General features: G+C 51.8%; 16 protein-coding genes and 1 pseudogene. 9 read left to right on the top strand and 8 right to left on the bottom strand.

Annotated features, from left to right (window positions below):
* Nucleotides 1–57: 57 nt before the first annotated feature.
* The 4 genes from polA to U868_RS0100020 form a co-directional block, all read right to left on the bottom strand.
* Nucleotides 58–2850, bottom strand: coding sequence for a DNA polymerase I (polA, locus tag U868_RS0100005; protein WP_025151493.1), 2793 nt, complete (start codon nt 2848–2850; stop codon nt 58–60).
* 344 nt (nt 2851–3194) lie between these two features.
* Nucleotides 3195–3818 (bottom strand): thiol:disulfide interchange protein DsbA, encoded by a 624-nt coding sequence (gene dsbA / locus U868_RS0100010; protein ID WP_025151494.1) that lies wholly within the window; start codon nt 3816–3818, stop codon nt 3195–3197.
* Nucleotides 3819–3836: 18 nt separating this feature from the next.
* A complete protein-coding gene (locus U868_RS0100015) occupies nt 3837–4832 on the bottom strand; it encodes a serine/threonine protein kinase (RefSeq protein WP_025151495.1) in 996 nt (331 codons plus the stop codon).
* Nucleotides 4832–5101 (bottom strand): YihD family protein, encoded by a 270-nt coding sequence (locus U868_RS0100020; protein WP_025151496.1) that lies wholly within the window; start codon nt 5099–5101, stop codon nt 4832–4834. Before U868_RS0100020 ends, U868_RS0100015 begins: the two co-directional genes overlap by 1 nt.
* Nucleotides 5102–5327: 226 nt before the next feature.
* Between U868_RS0100020 and mobA the strand changes: the two are divergent.
* The 5 genes and pseudogenes from mobA to U868_RS25180 form a co-directional block, all read left to right on the top strand.
* A pseudogene (gene mobA, locus U868_RS25800) lies at nt 5328–5864 on the top strand (molybdenum cofactor guanylyltransferase MobA); the annotation flags it as partial.
* On the top strand, nt 5850–6419 hold the full coding sequence (gene mobB, locus U868_RS25805) for a molybdopterin-guanine dinucleotide biosynthesis protein MobB (RefSeq protein WP_345840311.1): 570 nt from the start codon (nt 5850–5852) through the stop codon (nt 6417–6419). The pseudogene mobA and the gene mobB, both read left to right, overlap by 15 nt.
* A 209-nt stretch (nt 6420–6628) precedes the next feature.
* A complete protein-coding gene (locus tag U868_RS0100035; RefSeq protein ID WP_004240743.1) occupies nt 6629–6931 on the top strand; it encodes an HdeA/HdeB family chaperone in 303 nt (100 codons plus the stop codon).
* Between the two features lie 127 nt (nt 6932–7058).
* Nucleotides 7059–7580 (top strand): isopentenyl-diphosphate Delta-isomerase, encoded by a 522-nt coding sequence (gene idi, locus U868_RS0100040; protein ID WP_025151498.1) that lies wholly within the window; start codon nt 7059–7061, stop codon nt 7578–7580.
* Nucleotides 7581–7660: 80 nt separating this feature from the next.
* Nucleotides 7661–7822 (top strand): hypothetical protein, encoded by a 162-nt coding sequence (locus U868_RS25180; RefSeq protein ID WP_205275470.1) that lies wholly within the window; start codon nt 7661–7663, stop codon nt 7820–7822.
* Between the two features lie 96 nt (nt 7823–7918).
* Here the strand turns inward: U868_RS25180 and gorA are convergent, their stop codons facing one another.
* Both gorA and U868_RS0100055 read right to left on the bottom strand, forming a co-directional pair.
* On the bottom strand, nt 7919–9271 hold the full coding sequence (gorA, locus tag U868_RS0100050) for a glutathione-disulfide reductase (protein WP_025151499.1): 1353 nt from the start codon (nt 9269–9271) through the stop codon (nt 7919–7921).
* A 69-nt stretch (nt 9272–9340) separates the two neighbouring features.
* On the bottom strand, nt 9341–10183 hold the full coding sequence (locus U868_RS0100055) for a 23S rRNA (adenine(2030)-N(6))-methyltransferase RlmJ (RefSeq protein WP_025151500.1): 843 nt from the start codon (nt 10181–10183) through the stop codon (nt 9341–9343).
* A 189-nt stretch (nt 10184–10372) separates the two neighbouring features.
* Here U868_RS0100055 and U868_RS0100060 point away from each other — a divergent pair, with 189 nt between their 5' ends.
* Entirely contained in the window at nt 10373–10762 is a 390-nt protein-coding gene (locus tag U868_RS0100060) for a DUF1090 domain-containing protein (RefSeq protein WP_025151501.1), read from the top strand.
* Between the two features lie 25 nt (nt 10763–10787).
* On the opposite strand, the gene U868_RS0100065 is transcribed toward U868_RS0100060, so the two are convergent.
* On the bottom strand, nt 10788–11447 hold the full coding sequence (locus tag U868_RS0100065; RefSeq protein WP_025151502.1) for an NleE/OspZ family T3SS effector cysteine methyltransferase: 660 nt from the start codon (nt 11445–11447) through the stop codon (nt 10788–10790).
* Between the two features lie 85 nt (nt 11448–11532).
* A complete protein-coding gene (locus U868_RS23305; protein WP_025151503.1) occupies nt 11533–11982 on the bottom strand; it encodes a putative T6SS immunity periplasmic lipoprotein in 450 nt (149 codons plus the stop codon).
* Nucleotides 11983–12174: 192 nt separating this feature from the next.
* Between U868_RS23305 and yhjD the strand changes: the two genes are divergently transcribed.
* The 3 genes from yhjD to U868_RS0100085 all read left to right on the top strand — a co-directional run bounded on the left by yhjD (nt 12175) and on the right by U868_RS0100085 (nt 15028).
* The gene (yhjD, locus tag U868_RS0100075; RefSeq protein ID WP_025151504.1) at nt 12175–13167 is read left to right on the top strand and encodes an inner membrane protein YhjD; all 993 of its coding nucleotides are present in this window, start codon (nt 12175–12177) and stop codon (nt 13165–13167) included.
* Between the two features lie 81 nt (nt 13168–13248).
* A complete protein-coding gene (locus U868_RS0100080; RefSeq protein WP_071997673.1) occupies nt 13249–14889 on the top strand; it encodes an HAL/PAL/TAL family ammonia-lyase in 1641 nt (546 codons plus the stop codon).
* On the top strand, nt 14822–15028 hold the full coding sequence (locus U868_RS0100085) for a 2-hydroxymuconate tautomerase family protein (protein WP_004236540.1): 207 nt from the start codon (nt 14822–14824) through the stop codon (nt 15026–15028). Before U868_RS0100080 ends, U868_RS0100085 begins: the two co-directional genes overlap by 68 nt.

Below are 15028 nucleotides of genomic sequence, written 5' to 3' on the forward strand. Positions count from 1 at the left end.
TGACCCGGATTTCTGAGTGCGGCCAACGCAGCCACGGATTGAAAGATGACGCGTAAATTAGTGGGCTTCGTCCCAGTTGGCACCCACTCCTGCTTCCACTTTTAACGGCACATCCAGCTTCATCGCTGCTTCCATCAGCCCGCGGATTTTCTCTGCCATCTCCGCCTGTTGTTCTTTTCTGACTTCAAACACCAGTTCATCGTGCACCTGCATAATCATCAGCGCATCAATGTTCTCCTTTTGCAGCCAGTCATCCACGGCAATCATCGCTTTTTTGATGATATCCGCCGCAGTGCCCTGCATCGGGGCATTGATCGCCTCGCGCTCAGCGGCCTTACGGCGCATACCATTACGGGAATTGATTTCCGGCAGCCAGAGACGGCGGCCTTCCAGCGTTTCCACATAACCTTTTTCTGCCGCATGTTCACGGGTACGGGCCATATACTCCAGCACGCCCGGATAGCGCTCAAAATAGAGATCCATATAGCGCTGTGCTTCACCGCGCGGGATCCCCAGCTGACGCGCCAGACCAAAGGCACTCATACCGTAAATCAGACCGAAGTTAATCGCCTTCGCGCTGCGGCGCTGATCTGCCGTCACATCGTCCAGCGGCACACCAAACACTTCTGCGGCGGTTGCGCGGTGGATATCCTTGCCTTCGGCAAAGGCTTTCAGCAGCCCTTTATCCTGTGACAGATGCGCCATAATGCGCAGTTCAATCTGCGAATAGTCCGCCGCCATAATGCAGTAGCCGTCACGGGCAATAAACGCCTGACGGATACGGCGGCCTTCATCGGTTCTGACCGGAATATTCTGCAGATTCGGGTCACGGGAAGAAAGACGGCCGGTCGCGGTCACTGCCTGGTGATACGAGGTATGCACACGGCGGGTTTTCGGATCCACCATCAGCGGCAGTTTATCGGTATAGGTGGTTTTCAGTTTGGACAGGCTGCGGTGTTCAAGGATCACACGCGGCAACTCGTGGTTATCTGCCAGCTCCTCCAGCACTTCCTCATTGGTTGACGGCGCGCCGCCCGGGGTTTTCTTCACCACCGGCAGATTCAGTTTTTCAAACAGAATGGTTTGCAGCTGCTTCGGTGAAGAGAGGTTAAATTCCTCTCCGGCAATCGTAAATGCCTGTTTTTCAAGCTCATCCAGACGCGCTGTCAGTTCCACTGACTGTGCGGCCAGCACATTGGCGTCGATCAGAACCCCGGTCCGTTCCATACGGGAAAGCACCGGCACCAGCGGCATCTCAATATCCTGATAGACATGCAGCAGCGATTTTTCGGCTTCCAGCTGCGGATACAGCGCCTGATGCAGCAGCAGTGTGATATCCGCATCTTCCGCCGCATAATTGGCCGCTTCTTCCACCGGGATCTGATTAAACGTCAGCTGTTTTTTGCCTTTCCCGGCGATATCTTCAAAGGTGGTGGTTTTGTAATTCAGATGACGGTCGGCCAGGCTGTCCATATCATGACGCCCGGCAACACTGTTGAGCACATAGGATTCCAGCATGGTGTCAAAGGCAATTCCGCGCAGTTCCACATCATAGTTTTCCATAATCCCGCGATCAAACTTCAGGTTCTGACCGATTTTCCGTATTTTTTCATCTTCCAGAATCGGTTTCATCACCCGCAACACCTGCTCAGTTAACAACTGATCCGGCGCATCCAGATAATCATGACCGATCGGCACATACGCTGCATGACCTGCTTTCGCCGCAAATGACATTCCGACCAGACGCGCGGAGAGATTATCCAGGCTGTCGGTTTCGGTATCAAACGCAAACTCACCGGCCTCACGCAGGATTTGTGCCCAGCGGTTCAGCGCCTCTTCATCAAGGATGGTTTCATAGTTTTCGCTGCTGATGTCCGGCGTGGCCGCCGGTGCTGCCGGGGTCTGTGCTGCGGCGGTTACCGCTGCTTTTGACGGCGCACTGCGGGTACTTTTCTTCGCCAGCCAGCCGCCGTTTTCCAGATCACTAATCCAGCGCTTAAATTCATACTGTGTGAATAAGGCATGCAGCTTATCTAAGTCCGGTTCCGTCAGCGCGAGGGAGTCCCAGGTGCGATCGAGTCCCACGTCGGTTTTGATGGTCGCCAGAGTGTAAGAGAGGTACGCCATCTCTTTGTTGGTTTCCATCTTCGGTGCGAGGGTTTTGGCACCACGGAAGCTCAGTCCGGCGATTTTATCCAAATCCGCATAGATATCATCCAGGCTGCCCAATCCCTGCAATAAGGCCTGAGCGGTTTTCTCACCGACGCCCGGTACGCCCGGGATGTTATCGGAGGAATCACCCATCAGCGCCAGATAATCAATAATCAGTGACGGCGGAACACCGTATTTGGTTTCCACTTCTTCCGGCCCGAGGATGGTGTTATTCATGGTATTAATCAGGGTGATATCCGGCGTCACCAGCTGTGCCATATCTTTATCACCGGTGCTGATCAGCACAGCGCGGCCTTCTGCTGCCGCCTGTTTCGCCAGTGTCCCGATAACATCATCCGCTTCCACGCCGGAGACAGATAACAACGGCATCCCCATTGCGATAACCATGTCATGCAGCGGTGCTATCTGCTCACGCAGATCATCCGGCATCGGCGGACGATGTGATTTATAGGCTTCAAACAATTCATCACGGAATGTTTTACCTTTGGCATCAAATACCACGGCAACATGGCTGGGTTCATACTGCATCACCAGGCTGCGCAGCATATTCAGCACGCCGTACATGGCACCGGTCGGTTGTCCGGCGCTGTTGGTCAGCGGGGGGAATGCGTGGTAAGCACGATAGAGGTACGATGAACCATCGACTAAAATCAAAGGGTTGTCTGCAATCTGAGCCATAATTGCCTTCACAGTATTAAAGGGATTCTTGCGGGTAGCATGCCACAGACTGCGGCATCAGACGACTATTATCGGCCTCAGCCGTTAATCTTCCCGCACTCAGAACAGGACGGGTATCGCGGGAAAATAAAAAATAACAAGCTGTGGATAACTTTGTGGGTAAATTTATTAACCCTATGTAAATCACTGTCTGCAGCGCGATATATCCAAATCTCATTCAAAAAAATCAATAGGTTATAAACGAATACCGCAAGATAATCTGCCGTTGTAATCACTTGATTAATGTGGATAGTAAAAAAGCAATGGCGTTACCGCCATTGCTTCCGGAGATACAAATTCTGAGATCAGTTTTGCTTAATCAGATAATTGACCGTATCGGAGAACGCTTTACCGTATTCATTCACATCTTTGACTTCCAGACCGGCATTGTTGATCTGGTATTTACCTTTGACAAAGACCGCAGGCACGCCGCGTAATTTGTAATCCGCCGCCGCTTTCTGCTGCTTGGCAATCAGGGATTTCACAAAGATGCTGTTAGCGGCGGAATCATAATCCTCGCCGGTCACACCTGCTTTGATAAAGGCGTCACGGACATCGGCCGGGGTTTTAATGGTGCCGGTTTTCTGAATGCCTTCGAACAGAATTGGTGTCACTTTGTCCTCAACACCCATCGCCATGGCCACAGACCAGGCTTTGGTCATTTCAGGCCCCATCGGACCACCGAGGAAATCAACATGATAACGTTCATGTTTGGCGCCTTCCGGCAGATTTTTACTGATGGATTCCGGTACTTTGAAGTTTTCTTCAAACTGATAGCAGTGCGGACAGTAGAAGGAGAAAAACTCCACCACGTCAGGCTGATTTGTGACCGGTGTACTCAGTTCGGTGTACTCTTTTCCGGATACCGGGTTTGCAAACACACTGAAAGACATCGCAAATCCAATCAGCGCTAACCAAAGTTTCTTCATCTTTATCTCTCCTGAAAATCAATAAGGCAGAAAGCGCGTCAGCGGAGGCTCCGCCAGTACGGCTGTCTGTTCAGTCATCAGTGATTGCTGCTGTGACCAGAAATCACTTTCCGCCATCCATGGAAAAGCTTTAGGAAAAGCGGGATCCTGCCAGCGGCGTGCCACCCAGGATAAAAAATGAACCATGCGCATGGCACGCAGCGGTTCAATCAGTGCCAGCTCCCGCGTATCAAAATCACAAAACTCCTGATAGGCATCGAGCAGAATGTCGAGCTGATAACGGCGCGAATCCGTATCCCCGCTGAGCAGCATCCACAAATCCTGCACCGCCGGGCCGTTGCGGGCATCATCGAAATCCACCAGCCACGGTTCATCACGCCATAAAATATTACCCGGATGACAATCCCCGTGCAGACGGATGGCATGCCAGTCGTCGTGCCAGCGGGCTGATGTCTCACGGATCAGAGTATCCAGTGTCGCGATAAAGCTGTCTCGACGCGCCTGCGGGATCAGCGGGCACTGCGCGAGGATCTCACGCGGTGTCAGCAGATATTCCTGCAGCCCGATCGCCGGCCGGTGTTCAAAACAGCGCTCCCGGCTTATCTGATGCAGCCGTCCGAGCAGACGCCCGGTACTTTCCAGCTGATCAAGGTTATCGGTTTCATACGCCCGCCCGCCAACCGACGGGAACAGCGCGAACAGATAACCATCCTGTGACAGCAGCGTATCACCGTCAAAGGCCAGCGGTGCCGCGACCGGCAGCCCGGCCTGAGCCAGTGTCAGGGTCAGGTCGTGCTCCTCGCGGATCTGCGCCTCATCCCAGCGGGCCGGACGATAGAATTTCACCACATAGCGGGTACGGTTTTCATCCGTAAACTGATATACGCGGTTTTCATAGCTGTTCAGCTCTGTCAGACCGGAATCCAGCCAGATACCGTAACGGCTGAGGCTGTCGATCAGACGGTCGGGCCGGAAATCCTGAAAAGTGAAAACCGGCGGAGTTGTCGTCTGCATTACTCTTTGATGATGCCGCGCGCACGTAACAGCGCGGTTTTAAAATCGTCTTCGTAATCTTTTTTCAGACCCGGAATGGCGTCTGTTGCCTCTGAGCCGCGCATTTTCAGGTGATAAATAAGAATATCATCAGTCAGGTCAGATAATTCACCCTCAAACCCGGCTTCATCAGCCAGTTTCTGTAACATCTGCATCAGATTCAGATCAGAATGTTGCTGCCAGACAGGGTGCAGAAGTTCAATAACCTCATTAAGACGATGACATTTCATAATAAATTCCTTATAAGCAAGATCGTAACACATTACCAATTATCCGCCGCTCCGGAAAGAACAGGACTGTCAGGATGCGTAAATATTGGCAGGCTGTAATAACTGCGGCGTATTATCCGTGATTATAACGACCATTGCATTGATATTCGCGCTCACTATACCGGAATCCTTGTTAAGATAAGTTCAGAATATTTATCAGAGATTGTCAGAGAAACTGAAAATGATGATGCAAATCAGCGGCTGTATTCTTGCCGGCGGACGGGCCACCCGGATGCAGGGACAGGATAAAGGCCTGGTATTACTGGGCGGGATCCCGCTTTATCAGCACAGTGTAAAGCTGCTCGCTCCGCAGACAGATGACATTTTTATCAATGCCAACCGCAATGCGCGGGATTATCACGCCACCGGCCTGCGGGTGGTCGCCGATACACTGCCGGATTTCCCCGGCCCGCTTGCCGGGATACTGGCCGGTCTTGAAAACGCCCTGCACGACTGGGTGCTGTTTGTGCCGTGTGATGTGCCGCAGTTCCCGGCGGATCTGGCAGAAAAACTCTGGCAGCAGAAAGGGGATGCCCTGTGCGCTTATGCCTGTGATCATCAGCGGGCGCATCCGGCCTTCGCACTGTGTCACCGCTCGCTGATCGCCCCGCTGACAGCATATCTTACCGGCGGTGATCGCAAACTTCTGCTGTTTATGGATAACATCGGCGCAAGAGCCGTCACATTTGATGCAAACCCCGGTGACTTTATGAATCTCAATACCCTTGCGGAGTGCCGGGAATGGGAAAAGCAGCACCGGCTGCCGCATCCTGTTCCGCTGCTGGCCGTCACTGCCTACAGCGGCACCGGCAAAACCACCCTGCTGAAAAAACTGATCCCGCTGCTGCGGGAAAGCGGGCTGCGTATCGGCCTGGTCAAACACACACATCACGATATGGATGTGGACACGCCGGGGAAAGACAGCTATGAGCTGCGCAAAGCGGGCGCTTATCAGACCCTGGTGGTCAGCCGGGAGCGCTTTGCACTGATGACCGAAACCCCGGGCGGCGCGGAGCCGGATCTGATGCAGCTGGCTGGCCGCTTTGATACACGGGAGCTGGATCTTATCCTGGTGGAAGGGTTCAAGGGTGAATCCGTACCGAAAATTGCCCTGTTTCGTGATGTGACTGACCGCCCGTACCAGACACTGCTGGATGAATTCGTTATTGCATTTGCGTCAGATAAAACACGGCAGGATGTCACGGTACCGCAGCTGGATATCAACAATATCACCGCCATCGGCGACTTTATTGTCAGCTGGCTGGAAAATAATCCGTAACCGTCACTCATATCGGGACTGGTATAAAATCATGTTACCCGGCCCGATATGAGTCTCACCGGGATACTCATACTTTTTATCCTGAAAAAACCGTTTAATATCATTATTTACGTTTTAAAAACAGAGAAATATTGAATATGACGTTATTTAATCTATTCTGAAAACGTGTTTATTGTATTTTCTGAAACAAAAAACGAGGTTTATTTATCATGAAAAAGTATTTCGTCACCGCGTGTCTGGTTGCTGCAAGTGCATTTTCCTCAGTGGCTCTCGCTGAACCTGCTGATATTCAGGTACCCGATAAAATGACCTGCAAAGAGTTCGTGAATCTGAATCCGCAAAGCTGGGCACCGGTTGCCCTGTGGGTGATCAGCAAAGACACACAATACCCGGGCGGTGACTTTGTGGCACTGTCAGAAAAAGGGATTGCAGAAGCGCCAAAAATCGTTGAATTCTGTAAGAAATTCCCGGAAGGTACCCTTCAGGATTACCTGGCAGCCCGCAATAAATAATCCCTGAAAATAAAGACGAAAACGCCGGGGGCATATTCCGGCGTTTTTATGTCATTATTCCGGCAAACTTTCCGCTGCATATTTGCTACAGTATATCTTTCAGCCGCTTTACCGGATAAAAGATATAATGAGTGATGAACTGATTCTGGTCGATGAACATGATAATGCCCTCGGGTATGACGAAAAACTCCGTGTTCATCAGCTCGGATTACTCCACCGTGCATTTTCTGTGTTCCTGTTTAATAATGCGGGCGAACTGCTGATCCAGCAGCGCGCACTCAGCAAATACCATTCCGGCGGATTATGGGCCAACAGCTGCTGCAGCCATCCCCGTCGTGGTGAATCGCTGGAACAGGCGACACAGCGCCGTCTGCTGGAAGAGCTGGGGATCACCTGCTCTTTACAGCCTGCCGGCCATATCATTTACCGGGCGGATGTTCCGCCGTCACTGATTGAACATGAATATGACCACCTGTTTACCGGCCACTATAACGGCCCGTTTTCCCTGAACCCGCAGGAAGTCGCTGCCGTGCGCTGGATATCACTCACTGACCTGAAAAAAGAGATGCATGACCATCCGCAACAATTTGCCGAATGGTTTAACGTCATTGCCAAAAAATCCCCCTTATTACAGATAACACCATTATGACGCTTATTACTTAAGAGCGTGCGCCTTCCGCACAGGAGTACCGCGCGCTGCATATTAAGGCCGGATTATCGGCAAAATCAGTGAAAGCCGCTGAGATCAGGCTGCCCGACAGTTTATATATCGTGACCATCAGGGATACCGGAACGCTTATCGCCATGGGGCGCGTGACCGGTGACGGTGCCTGTAATTTTAAGGTGGTTGATGTCGCCGTTGATCCGGAAACAGTACTACATCCTCTTTAACATGGCCCGGCGTAGTGTCATTGCCATTACGTAAAAAGAAAGCAGGCCGGACATCGTCACGGCCTGCTTTACGGATACTGAGGTTAATCAGTGCTGTCAGCGCATCGTCACAAACTCTTCCGCTGCGGTCGGGTGGATGGCCACGGTGTTATCGAAATCTTTCTTGGTGGCGCCCATTTTCAGTGCAACCGCGAAGCCCTGCAGGATTTCATCCATGCCGTAGCCGATGCCGTGGATACCGACGATTTTCTCGTCTTTACCCGCACACACCAGTTTCATTTTGCATGGCTGGCGGTGGCTGGTGACAGCGGTATACATGGCGGTGAAAGAGGATTTGTAGCATTTCACATTATCCGCGCCGTACTGCTCAATCGCCTGTGGTTCGGTCAGACCCACGGTGCCGATAGCCGGGTGGCTGAAGACAACGGTCGGGATATTGGTGTAATCCAGATGCTCGTCCGGCTTGTTGTTAAACAGGCGCTCAGAGAGACGGCGGCCTGCGGCAACCGCAACCGGTGTCAGTTCGACAGCGCCGGTGTTATCACCCACTGCGTACAGACCCGGAACTGAGGTGTTCTGGTATTTATCCACCTGAATATAACCGCGATCGCTGAGTTTCACGCCGGTCACATCCAGATTGATATTGTCTGTTGCCGGTTCACGGCCGATAGCCCAGATCAGGCAATCCACAGTCTGCTCGTGGCCGTTTTCCAGTTGCAGGGTCAGGCTGCCGTCGGCATTTTTCACAACTGCTTTCGGTACCGAGTTGGTGTGCAGTGACGGCCCTTCGGTGTTCATCACTTCGACCAGCGTTTCGGTGATCAGCGGGTCGAAATTACGCAGTGGTGCATGTTTGCGGACAAACAGATGTGTTTCGCTGCCCAGGGCATTCAGCACCCCGGCCAGTTCCACAGCGATATACCCGGCACCGACCACTGCCACACGGGACGGCAGGGCTTTCAGTGCAAAGAAACCATCAGAATCAATCCCGTATTCCGCGCCCGGGATGGATGGCGGAACCGGACGGCCGCCGGTGGCGATCAGGATATGATCCGCTGTATACGTTTCACCGTTCACTTCCACGGTATGTGCATCTTTAAAACGGGCAAACCCGGTGATCACATCCACTTTATTATTGCCGAGAACGCGCTCATAAGACTGGTGAATACGATCAATATACGCAGAACGGCTTTCCAGCAGTTTGTCCCAGCTGAAATGGTTGATGGTGGTATCAAACCCGTAATCCGGGCCGTACTGGCGGATAGCTTCCGCAATCTGTGCGCCGTACCACATCACTTTTTTCGGGACACAACCGACGTTAACACACGTGCCGCCGAGCGCTTTTGCTTCAATCAGGGCACATTTCTGCCCGTACATTGCTGCCCGGTTTACAGACGCAATACCGGCACTGCCGCCGCCGATTGCAATATAATCGTAATGTTTGCTCATAGTTGGCTCGTTCCATTTATCAGTCAATACATAAACACCCGCTGCCGTCATACCCGCAGCGGAAACGAATTATTCCGGTGTGATCCATTCAATCAGTGTATGCCCGGTGCCTTCCGGTACCAGCACGTTATGCAGCCACGGCAGCACGGATCTCATCTGCGATTCCAGCTTCCACGGCGGATTAATCACAATCATGCCGGATGCGGTCATGCCACGCTGATCACTGTCAGGGCGCACCGCCAGTTCGATTTGCAGAATTTTACGGATCCCGGTTGCCTGAAAATCTTTTACCATCCGTTTGATCTGCTGGCGCAGCACCACCGGATACCAGACCGCATAAGTCCCGGTTGCAAAGCGGCGGTGACCTTCCTGAATCCCTTTCACCACGGCCTGATAATCACTTTTCAGTTCATACGGCGGGTCAATCAGCACAAATCCGCGCCGGGATGACGGGGGTAACTGTGATTTCAGCTGCTGATAGCCATCTTCCCGCACAACCCTGGCACGGTTATCGCGGCTGAACTCATTACGCAGCAACGGGAAATCAGACGGATGCAGTTCGCTGATATTTAATTTATCGTGATCACGCAGCAAATGTGCGGCGATCAGCGGCGACCCCGGATAAAAACGCAGGTCACCACGCGGGTTCAGTGCACTGACAGCCTCAAGATACGTTTTCAGTTCTTCCGGCACCGATTCCTGTGCCCAGATACGGGCGATCCCTTCCAGGTACTCCCCGGTACGTTCCGCATGCTCACCACTGAGCTGATAACGCCCGGCACCGGCGTGCGTATCCAGATACAAAAAGGGTTTGTCTTTCTCTTTTAATGATTCAATGATCAGACTCTGGACGGTGTGTTTTAACACATCCGCATGGTTGCCGGCGTGAAAGCTGTGGCGGTAACTAAGCATACAAAGGCCTCAGATGGTCGGGTGTGCACCACCCGGAACAAGAATATCAGTACAGATTGAAGCTCTCAGTATAACCTGATTTCGGCAGGAAAGAACCAATGCCCTTTCCTCATCTGTGCGGCGTGATAATGAACCATTGTCATTATAAGTAGTCATATAATGACGATTAATATAAATAACGAGGTAAACATGACACGTTTTACAACCACTGTGCTGGCACTGGCAACATTACTGGTCAGCACCTCCGCGCTGAGTGCGCAGAATGGCTGTGACATTAAAAAGAGTAAAATTCAGGAGCAGCTCAGCTACGCCAAAGCACACGGCAACACACACCGGGTGCAGGGGCTGGAGCGGGCTTTGCAGAATGTGAATACTTACTGCACTCCAAACAGCCTGCGGGATGATGCCCGTGATGAAGTCAGTGACCGGACAAAAGAAGTGGCTGAACGCAAAGCCGATTTGCAGAAAGCGATTGATAAAGGCGATATCAGTAAGATTGCCAAACGCGAACGCAAACTGGCCGAAGCCGAAGCGGAATTAAAAGAAGCGCAGGCAGAACTGGATGCCCTGCCGCAGTGATGATGCAGCGCACCTTTCCGGTGCGTTATTTCCCTGATGTATGCCCTTCCCTCAGTATTTCCGTCTTATTTTTCATCATGGCTTCATACCGGTCAATATCCGCAGGATGGTAACTCAGCAGTTCACCAAACCGCCGGCCAAGCTGATATTCTGAGCTGAAGACCCGCTCCTCATGCGTGCCGGCTCCGCTCTCCATCATCCTCTTTTTTTCGGCCATCAATGCAATAAAATCCCGCGCTTTTTGTTCGCCGTCATCACTGTCACGGCGATACACAAGAATAATATACAATGTGATATTACCTTGTTTGCGAAGGCATTTTACGCCAATCTCCGGTGTTTCATTCAGGGCATGCAATAACGGGTCACAAAGTGAAAACACACTGAATTGCCCCATCGGACGCAAGCCTTTCACCACACTCAGCCAACTGTCTGCCGGTGTGTTCACCTGCTCCGCTGATACTGTTCCTCCCGGATAACAACGACAGAGGGAAGATGTTATCTCCTGTCTGAACCGGTGGTATTTCAGTGCAAACGTATCCGGCTGCCTCAGGTATCCATCCGGATCATTCTGCAAATCAGCAGCATTGTATTCCGGATAAATGGACTCAATCTTCCCGGTTATCTCATCACACGACCGTGATAACCGCCCGTGACTCACCGGCCCCGCTGCTCTGTCTATATTCATCGCGTCTTTCCTCTGTGATTTACAGACAATGTAGGCAGAACAATATTCACCGGCTTGTATAAAACAGCCATTCCTGCAAACAGTATTAAAACTCTGTTGCTCTTAACTGACCGAAATAATTCGTCAGCCGGAAGCGGACTTCAAAATTCCGCGTTCCCGGATGAATATTCAGGCGGCGCTGAACGTCAGATCCGAGCGTTATCAGCACAGTATAAGAATATCCGCTCCGGAAGGGGTAATTCTGCACTGAAATACAGTGCTCCCGGCTGACCGCCGCCTGCGCCGGCGTAAAAGTATGCGTTAACAGCCGTTTATTTTCACTGCCGATTTCATTAATATCCATGCGGATAATTCTCTCATCCCCTTCCGGCCGGGTAAGCAGACACACATGGTTTGACACAACCACCACGTTTGCCGGTAAATACGGCCCCTCCGGTTTATAAACACACCCGCTAATAAGCAGCAGAATAACCATGATCAGCAGAGGTCGGTAATTCCGCCGGTTATTTCCGGGAAAAACATATTTATTATTCATATTGTGAACATCTTATAATGTGGTATTTATTTTCATTATTCTGAGAAGAAATAAGCGCGGTTAATTACATATTATTATCCCGGTTTATCAATCGGGAAATTCTGAAGGCCGTTATATCAGAACCTGAATTGTTCATCCGGTGAGTCCTGTAGTAAACTTAAACGGAATCAATTTCCGAACAAGCGAGGATACATGACCCGGGAAAATGACACACCGGAAGATGACAACAGCACATCATCATTAACCCCCCTGCGGAAGAATTTTGATGAGGGGATAAAACAGGGAAAAAAAGCCCTGAAATGGAGTGTGAAAGCCGGGAATTATATCCGCGATATTCCGTTTATTGCTCACCTGATCCGCACAGCCACCCGCTTTAATGACAGAATGGGCAGCCCGTTCGGTGCCGCGATCACCTATTTCTCGTTTTTATCCATGATCCCGATTCTGATGGTCTCTTTTGCCGCTGCCGGTTATGTGCTGGCCTTCAATCCGGAACTGCTGACCAGACTTATCCGTGGTGTCGCCAACAGTATCAGTGACCCGACACTCGCCGCCACCATTGAACGCAGTATCGATACCGCCATCCGCCAGCGTGCGACTGTAGGGTTAACCGGTCTGGCACTGGCACTCTATTCCGGGGTGAACTGGGTGGGTAATCTGCGGATGGCTATCCGTGCGCAGTACCATGACCAGTGGGAGCCGGATATCGAGCCCAAAGAAAATATGTTTCTGCGCTATCTGCGGGATTTCCTGGCGCTGATCGGCCTGCTGGTGGCACTGGTGATCACCCTTTCCCTGACCTCAATTGCCGGTGCCGCACAAGCCCGGATAGTCGCCTTTCTCGGTCTGGATGCTATCGAATGGCTGCGTCCCGCCTGGACAACTATCGGCCTGACCATCTCCATCCTCGCCAACTACCTGCTGTTTACCTGGATTCTCTGGATCCTTCCGCGCATGAAGCTGAGCCGCCGCTCCCTGCTGAAAGGCACACTGCTGGCTGCGATCGGCTTTGAGATCCTGAAAACCATCATGACCCGGCTGCTGCCGAATATGGCAGCCTCCCCGTCCGGTGCGGCATTTGGTTCGGTTATCGGCCTGATGGCCTTTTTCTATTTCTTCGCGCGCCTGATCCTCTTTTCTGCCGCCTGGATTGCGACTGACATCCAAAAAAATAAAACCGCCTGAGATTTTTTAAGATAATCATCTCATCATTCTTCCCTCTATAGTCTCCGGATGAATTACAGTTCATTCACCGGAGACATATTATTGAAAACGATATTAGGCATATGGATATCATTGCTGCTCAGTTTCCCCGGCTGCGCATCAGTTCTTCTGGATGGTAAAACACTGACCCCTGCCCTGATTGCCCGGATTGCGGATGGTGAGCCGATCCGCATTGCGCCGGATTCACTGGCAGCCATGCGCCGCTCACATGAGATTCTGATAAAAACCGCCGGTACAGAGCAGCCGGTATATGGCCTGACACGAGGCGTTGGTCTGAATAAAGACAAGAAAGTAAATATGCCCGCCACGGAATTTAATCTGCATTTACTCCGTGCTCACGGCGGAGGGACAGGCAAGCCGCTGAGTGTCAGGCAGACCCGGGCGGTGATGGTAACACGGCTTAACATGCTGCTGACCGGCGGCAGTGGCGCACATCCGGATCTGGCCGGGATGTATCTCCGTTTTCTCAATCAGTTTATTACCCCCCTGGTTCCGTCCGCAGGCTCTGTCGGAGAGGCAGACATCACACAGCTAAGCCATATCGGGCTCGCCATGTCAGGAGAAGGTGATGTGGATTATCAGGGAAAACAGATGAAAGCCGCAGAGGCACTGAAAACAGCCGGTATTCCTCTTTTCAGGCCGTCAGCAAAAGATGCGCTGTCCGTTATCAGTTCCAATGCGGTTTCATCCGCCATTGCCGCGCTCGCGCTGTATGATGCCGCCCGTCTGACGGATTTAAGTTTTGCGGTTTATGCGCTGGCGCTGGAGGCACTTAACGGCAATATCCATCCTTTTACCGCAGAGGTATTACAGCAGCGGCCTTATCCGGCAGTGGCTGAGAGCGGGCAGATACTTCGCTTATTGCTTCGCGGTTCATCACTGTCAGAACCGGATCCGAACCGCCGGTTGCAGGATCCGCTCAGTTTCCGCTCCGCCCTCTTTTTCCTGGCCGATTTGAGAGACAGTTACCGGCGTGCATACCGCCGGTTACTTATTCAGCTTAACAGTGCCGATGATAATCCGGTTGTCATTCCGCCCGGTAAAAACGACCCCGCCGGAGCGGTTATTCCCTCCGCTAATTTTGAACCGCTGCCGTGGGTAACGGCTTTTGAGCAGTTCAGTCTGTCTGTCGCCCGCTACTCTCTGCTCAGTGCACAACAGTTGATCGTATTAAATACCCCCGCATTTACCGGTCTGAGCCGCTTTCTGGCAACAGAAGAAACCGTGCACGCCTTCGGGGCGATTGAGAAAGATATGGTCGCGCTCGCTTTGCATAATAAAAGTCTGGCAATGCCGCTTTCACTGGACTATCTGCCTGTCGCCGGAGGAATTGAAGATATCGCCACCCGGGCTCCCGCAGTGACGCAGCATCTGCAGCAGCAAATTGATAACTGTTATGAATTATTGAGTATTTTACTTATTCACAGTGCACAGGCGATTGATCTGCGCAGACAACAGAATCCGCATTTCAGGCTCGCACAACACACCGCTTCACTCTATGATGTGATAAGAGCATCTGCCGCTTTTATGCAGTCTGACAAAGCAATACGGCCTGATGTTCAGACACTTGCCGGTATCCTCCGGGATCATCATAATCACATCATCAGGAGCCTCTATGCCATTCATCAATATCCGCATCACCAAAGAGGGTGCGACCGCAGAACAAAAACAAAAACTGATTGAAGGTGCCACGCAATTACTCGTTGATGTGCTGGGGAAAAATCCGGCTTCAACCTTTGTGATTATTGATGAGGTGGAAACCGATAACTGGGGTGTCGGCGGGCAGAGTGTGACGAAACTGCGCGCTGACGCGAAGAAATAA

The sequence above is a fragment of the Morganella morganii H1r genome, assembly GCF_000633515.1.
In the GTDB taxonomy this organism is placed as follows: Bacteria; Pseudomonadota; Gammaproteobacteria; order Enterobacterales; family Enterobacteriaceae; genus Morganella; species Morganella morganii_B.

Bases quoted from the DNA above. Each gene is read 5' to 3' on its own strand.
- U868_RS23305 (WP_025151503.1), bottom strand. From the start codon at position 11,982: ATGAATAATAAATATGTTTTTCCCGGAAATAACCGGCGGAATTACCGA.
- U868_RS0100055 (WP_025151500.1), bottom strand. From the start codon at position 10,183: ATGCTTAGTTACCGCCACAGCTTTCACGCCGGCAACCATGCGGATGTG.
- U868_RS0100085 (WP_004236540.1), top strand. From the start codon at position 14,822: ATGCCATTCATCAATATCCGCATCACCAAAGAGGGTGCGACCGCAGAA.
- U868_RS0100060 (WP_025151501.1), top strand. From the start codon at position 10,373: ATGACACGTTTTACAACCACTGTGCTGGCACTGGCAACATTACTGGTC.
- U868_RS0100065 (WP_025151502.1), bottom strand. From the start codon at position 11,447: ATGAATATAGACAGAGCAGCGGGGCCGGTGAGTCACGGGCGGTTATCA.
- mobB (WP_345840311.1), top strand. From the start codon at position 5,850: ATGAATCTCAATACCCTTGCGGAGTGCCGGGAATGGGAAAAGCAGCAC.
- polA (WP_025151493.1), bottom strand. From the start codon at position 2,850: ATGGCTCAGATTGCAGACAACCCTTTGATTTTAGTCGATGGTTCATCG.
- gorA (WP_025151499.1), bottom strand. From the start codon at position 9,271: ATGAGCAAACATTACGATTATATTGCAATCGGCGGCGGCAGTGCCGGT.
- U868_RS0100020 (WP_025151496.1), bottom strand. From the start codon at position 5,101: ATGAAATGTCATCGTCTTAATGAGGTTATTGAACTTCTGCACCCTGTC.
- dsbA (WP_025151494.1), bottom strand. From the start codon at position 3,818: ATGAAGAAACTTTGGTTAGCGCTGATTGGATTTGCGATGTCTTTCAGT.
- yhjD (WP_025151504.1), top strand. From the start codon at position 12,175: ATGACCCGGGAAAATGACACACCGGAAGATGACAACAGCACATCATCA.
- idi (WP_025151498.1), top strand. From the start codon at position 7,059: ATGAGTGATGAACTGATTCTGGTCGATGAACATGATAATGCCCTCGGG.
- U868_RS0100015 (WP_025151495.1), bottom strand. From the start codon at position 4,832: ATGCAGACGACAACTCCGCCGGTTTTCACTTTTCAGGATTTCCGGCCC.
- U868_RS0100035 (WP_004240743.1), top strand. From the start codon at position 6,629: ATGAAAAAGTATTTCGTCACCGCGTGTCTGGTTGCTGCAAGTGCATTT.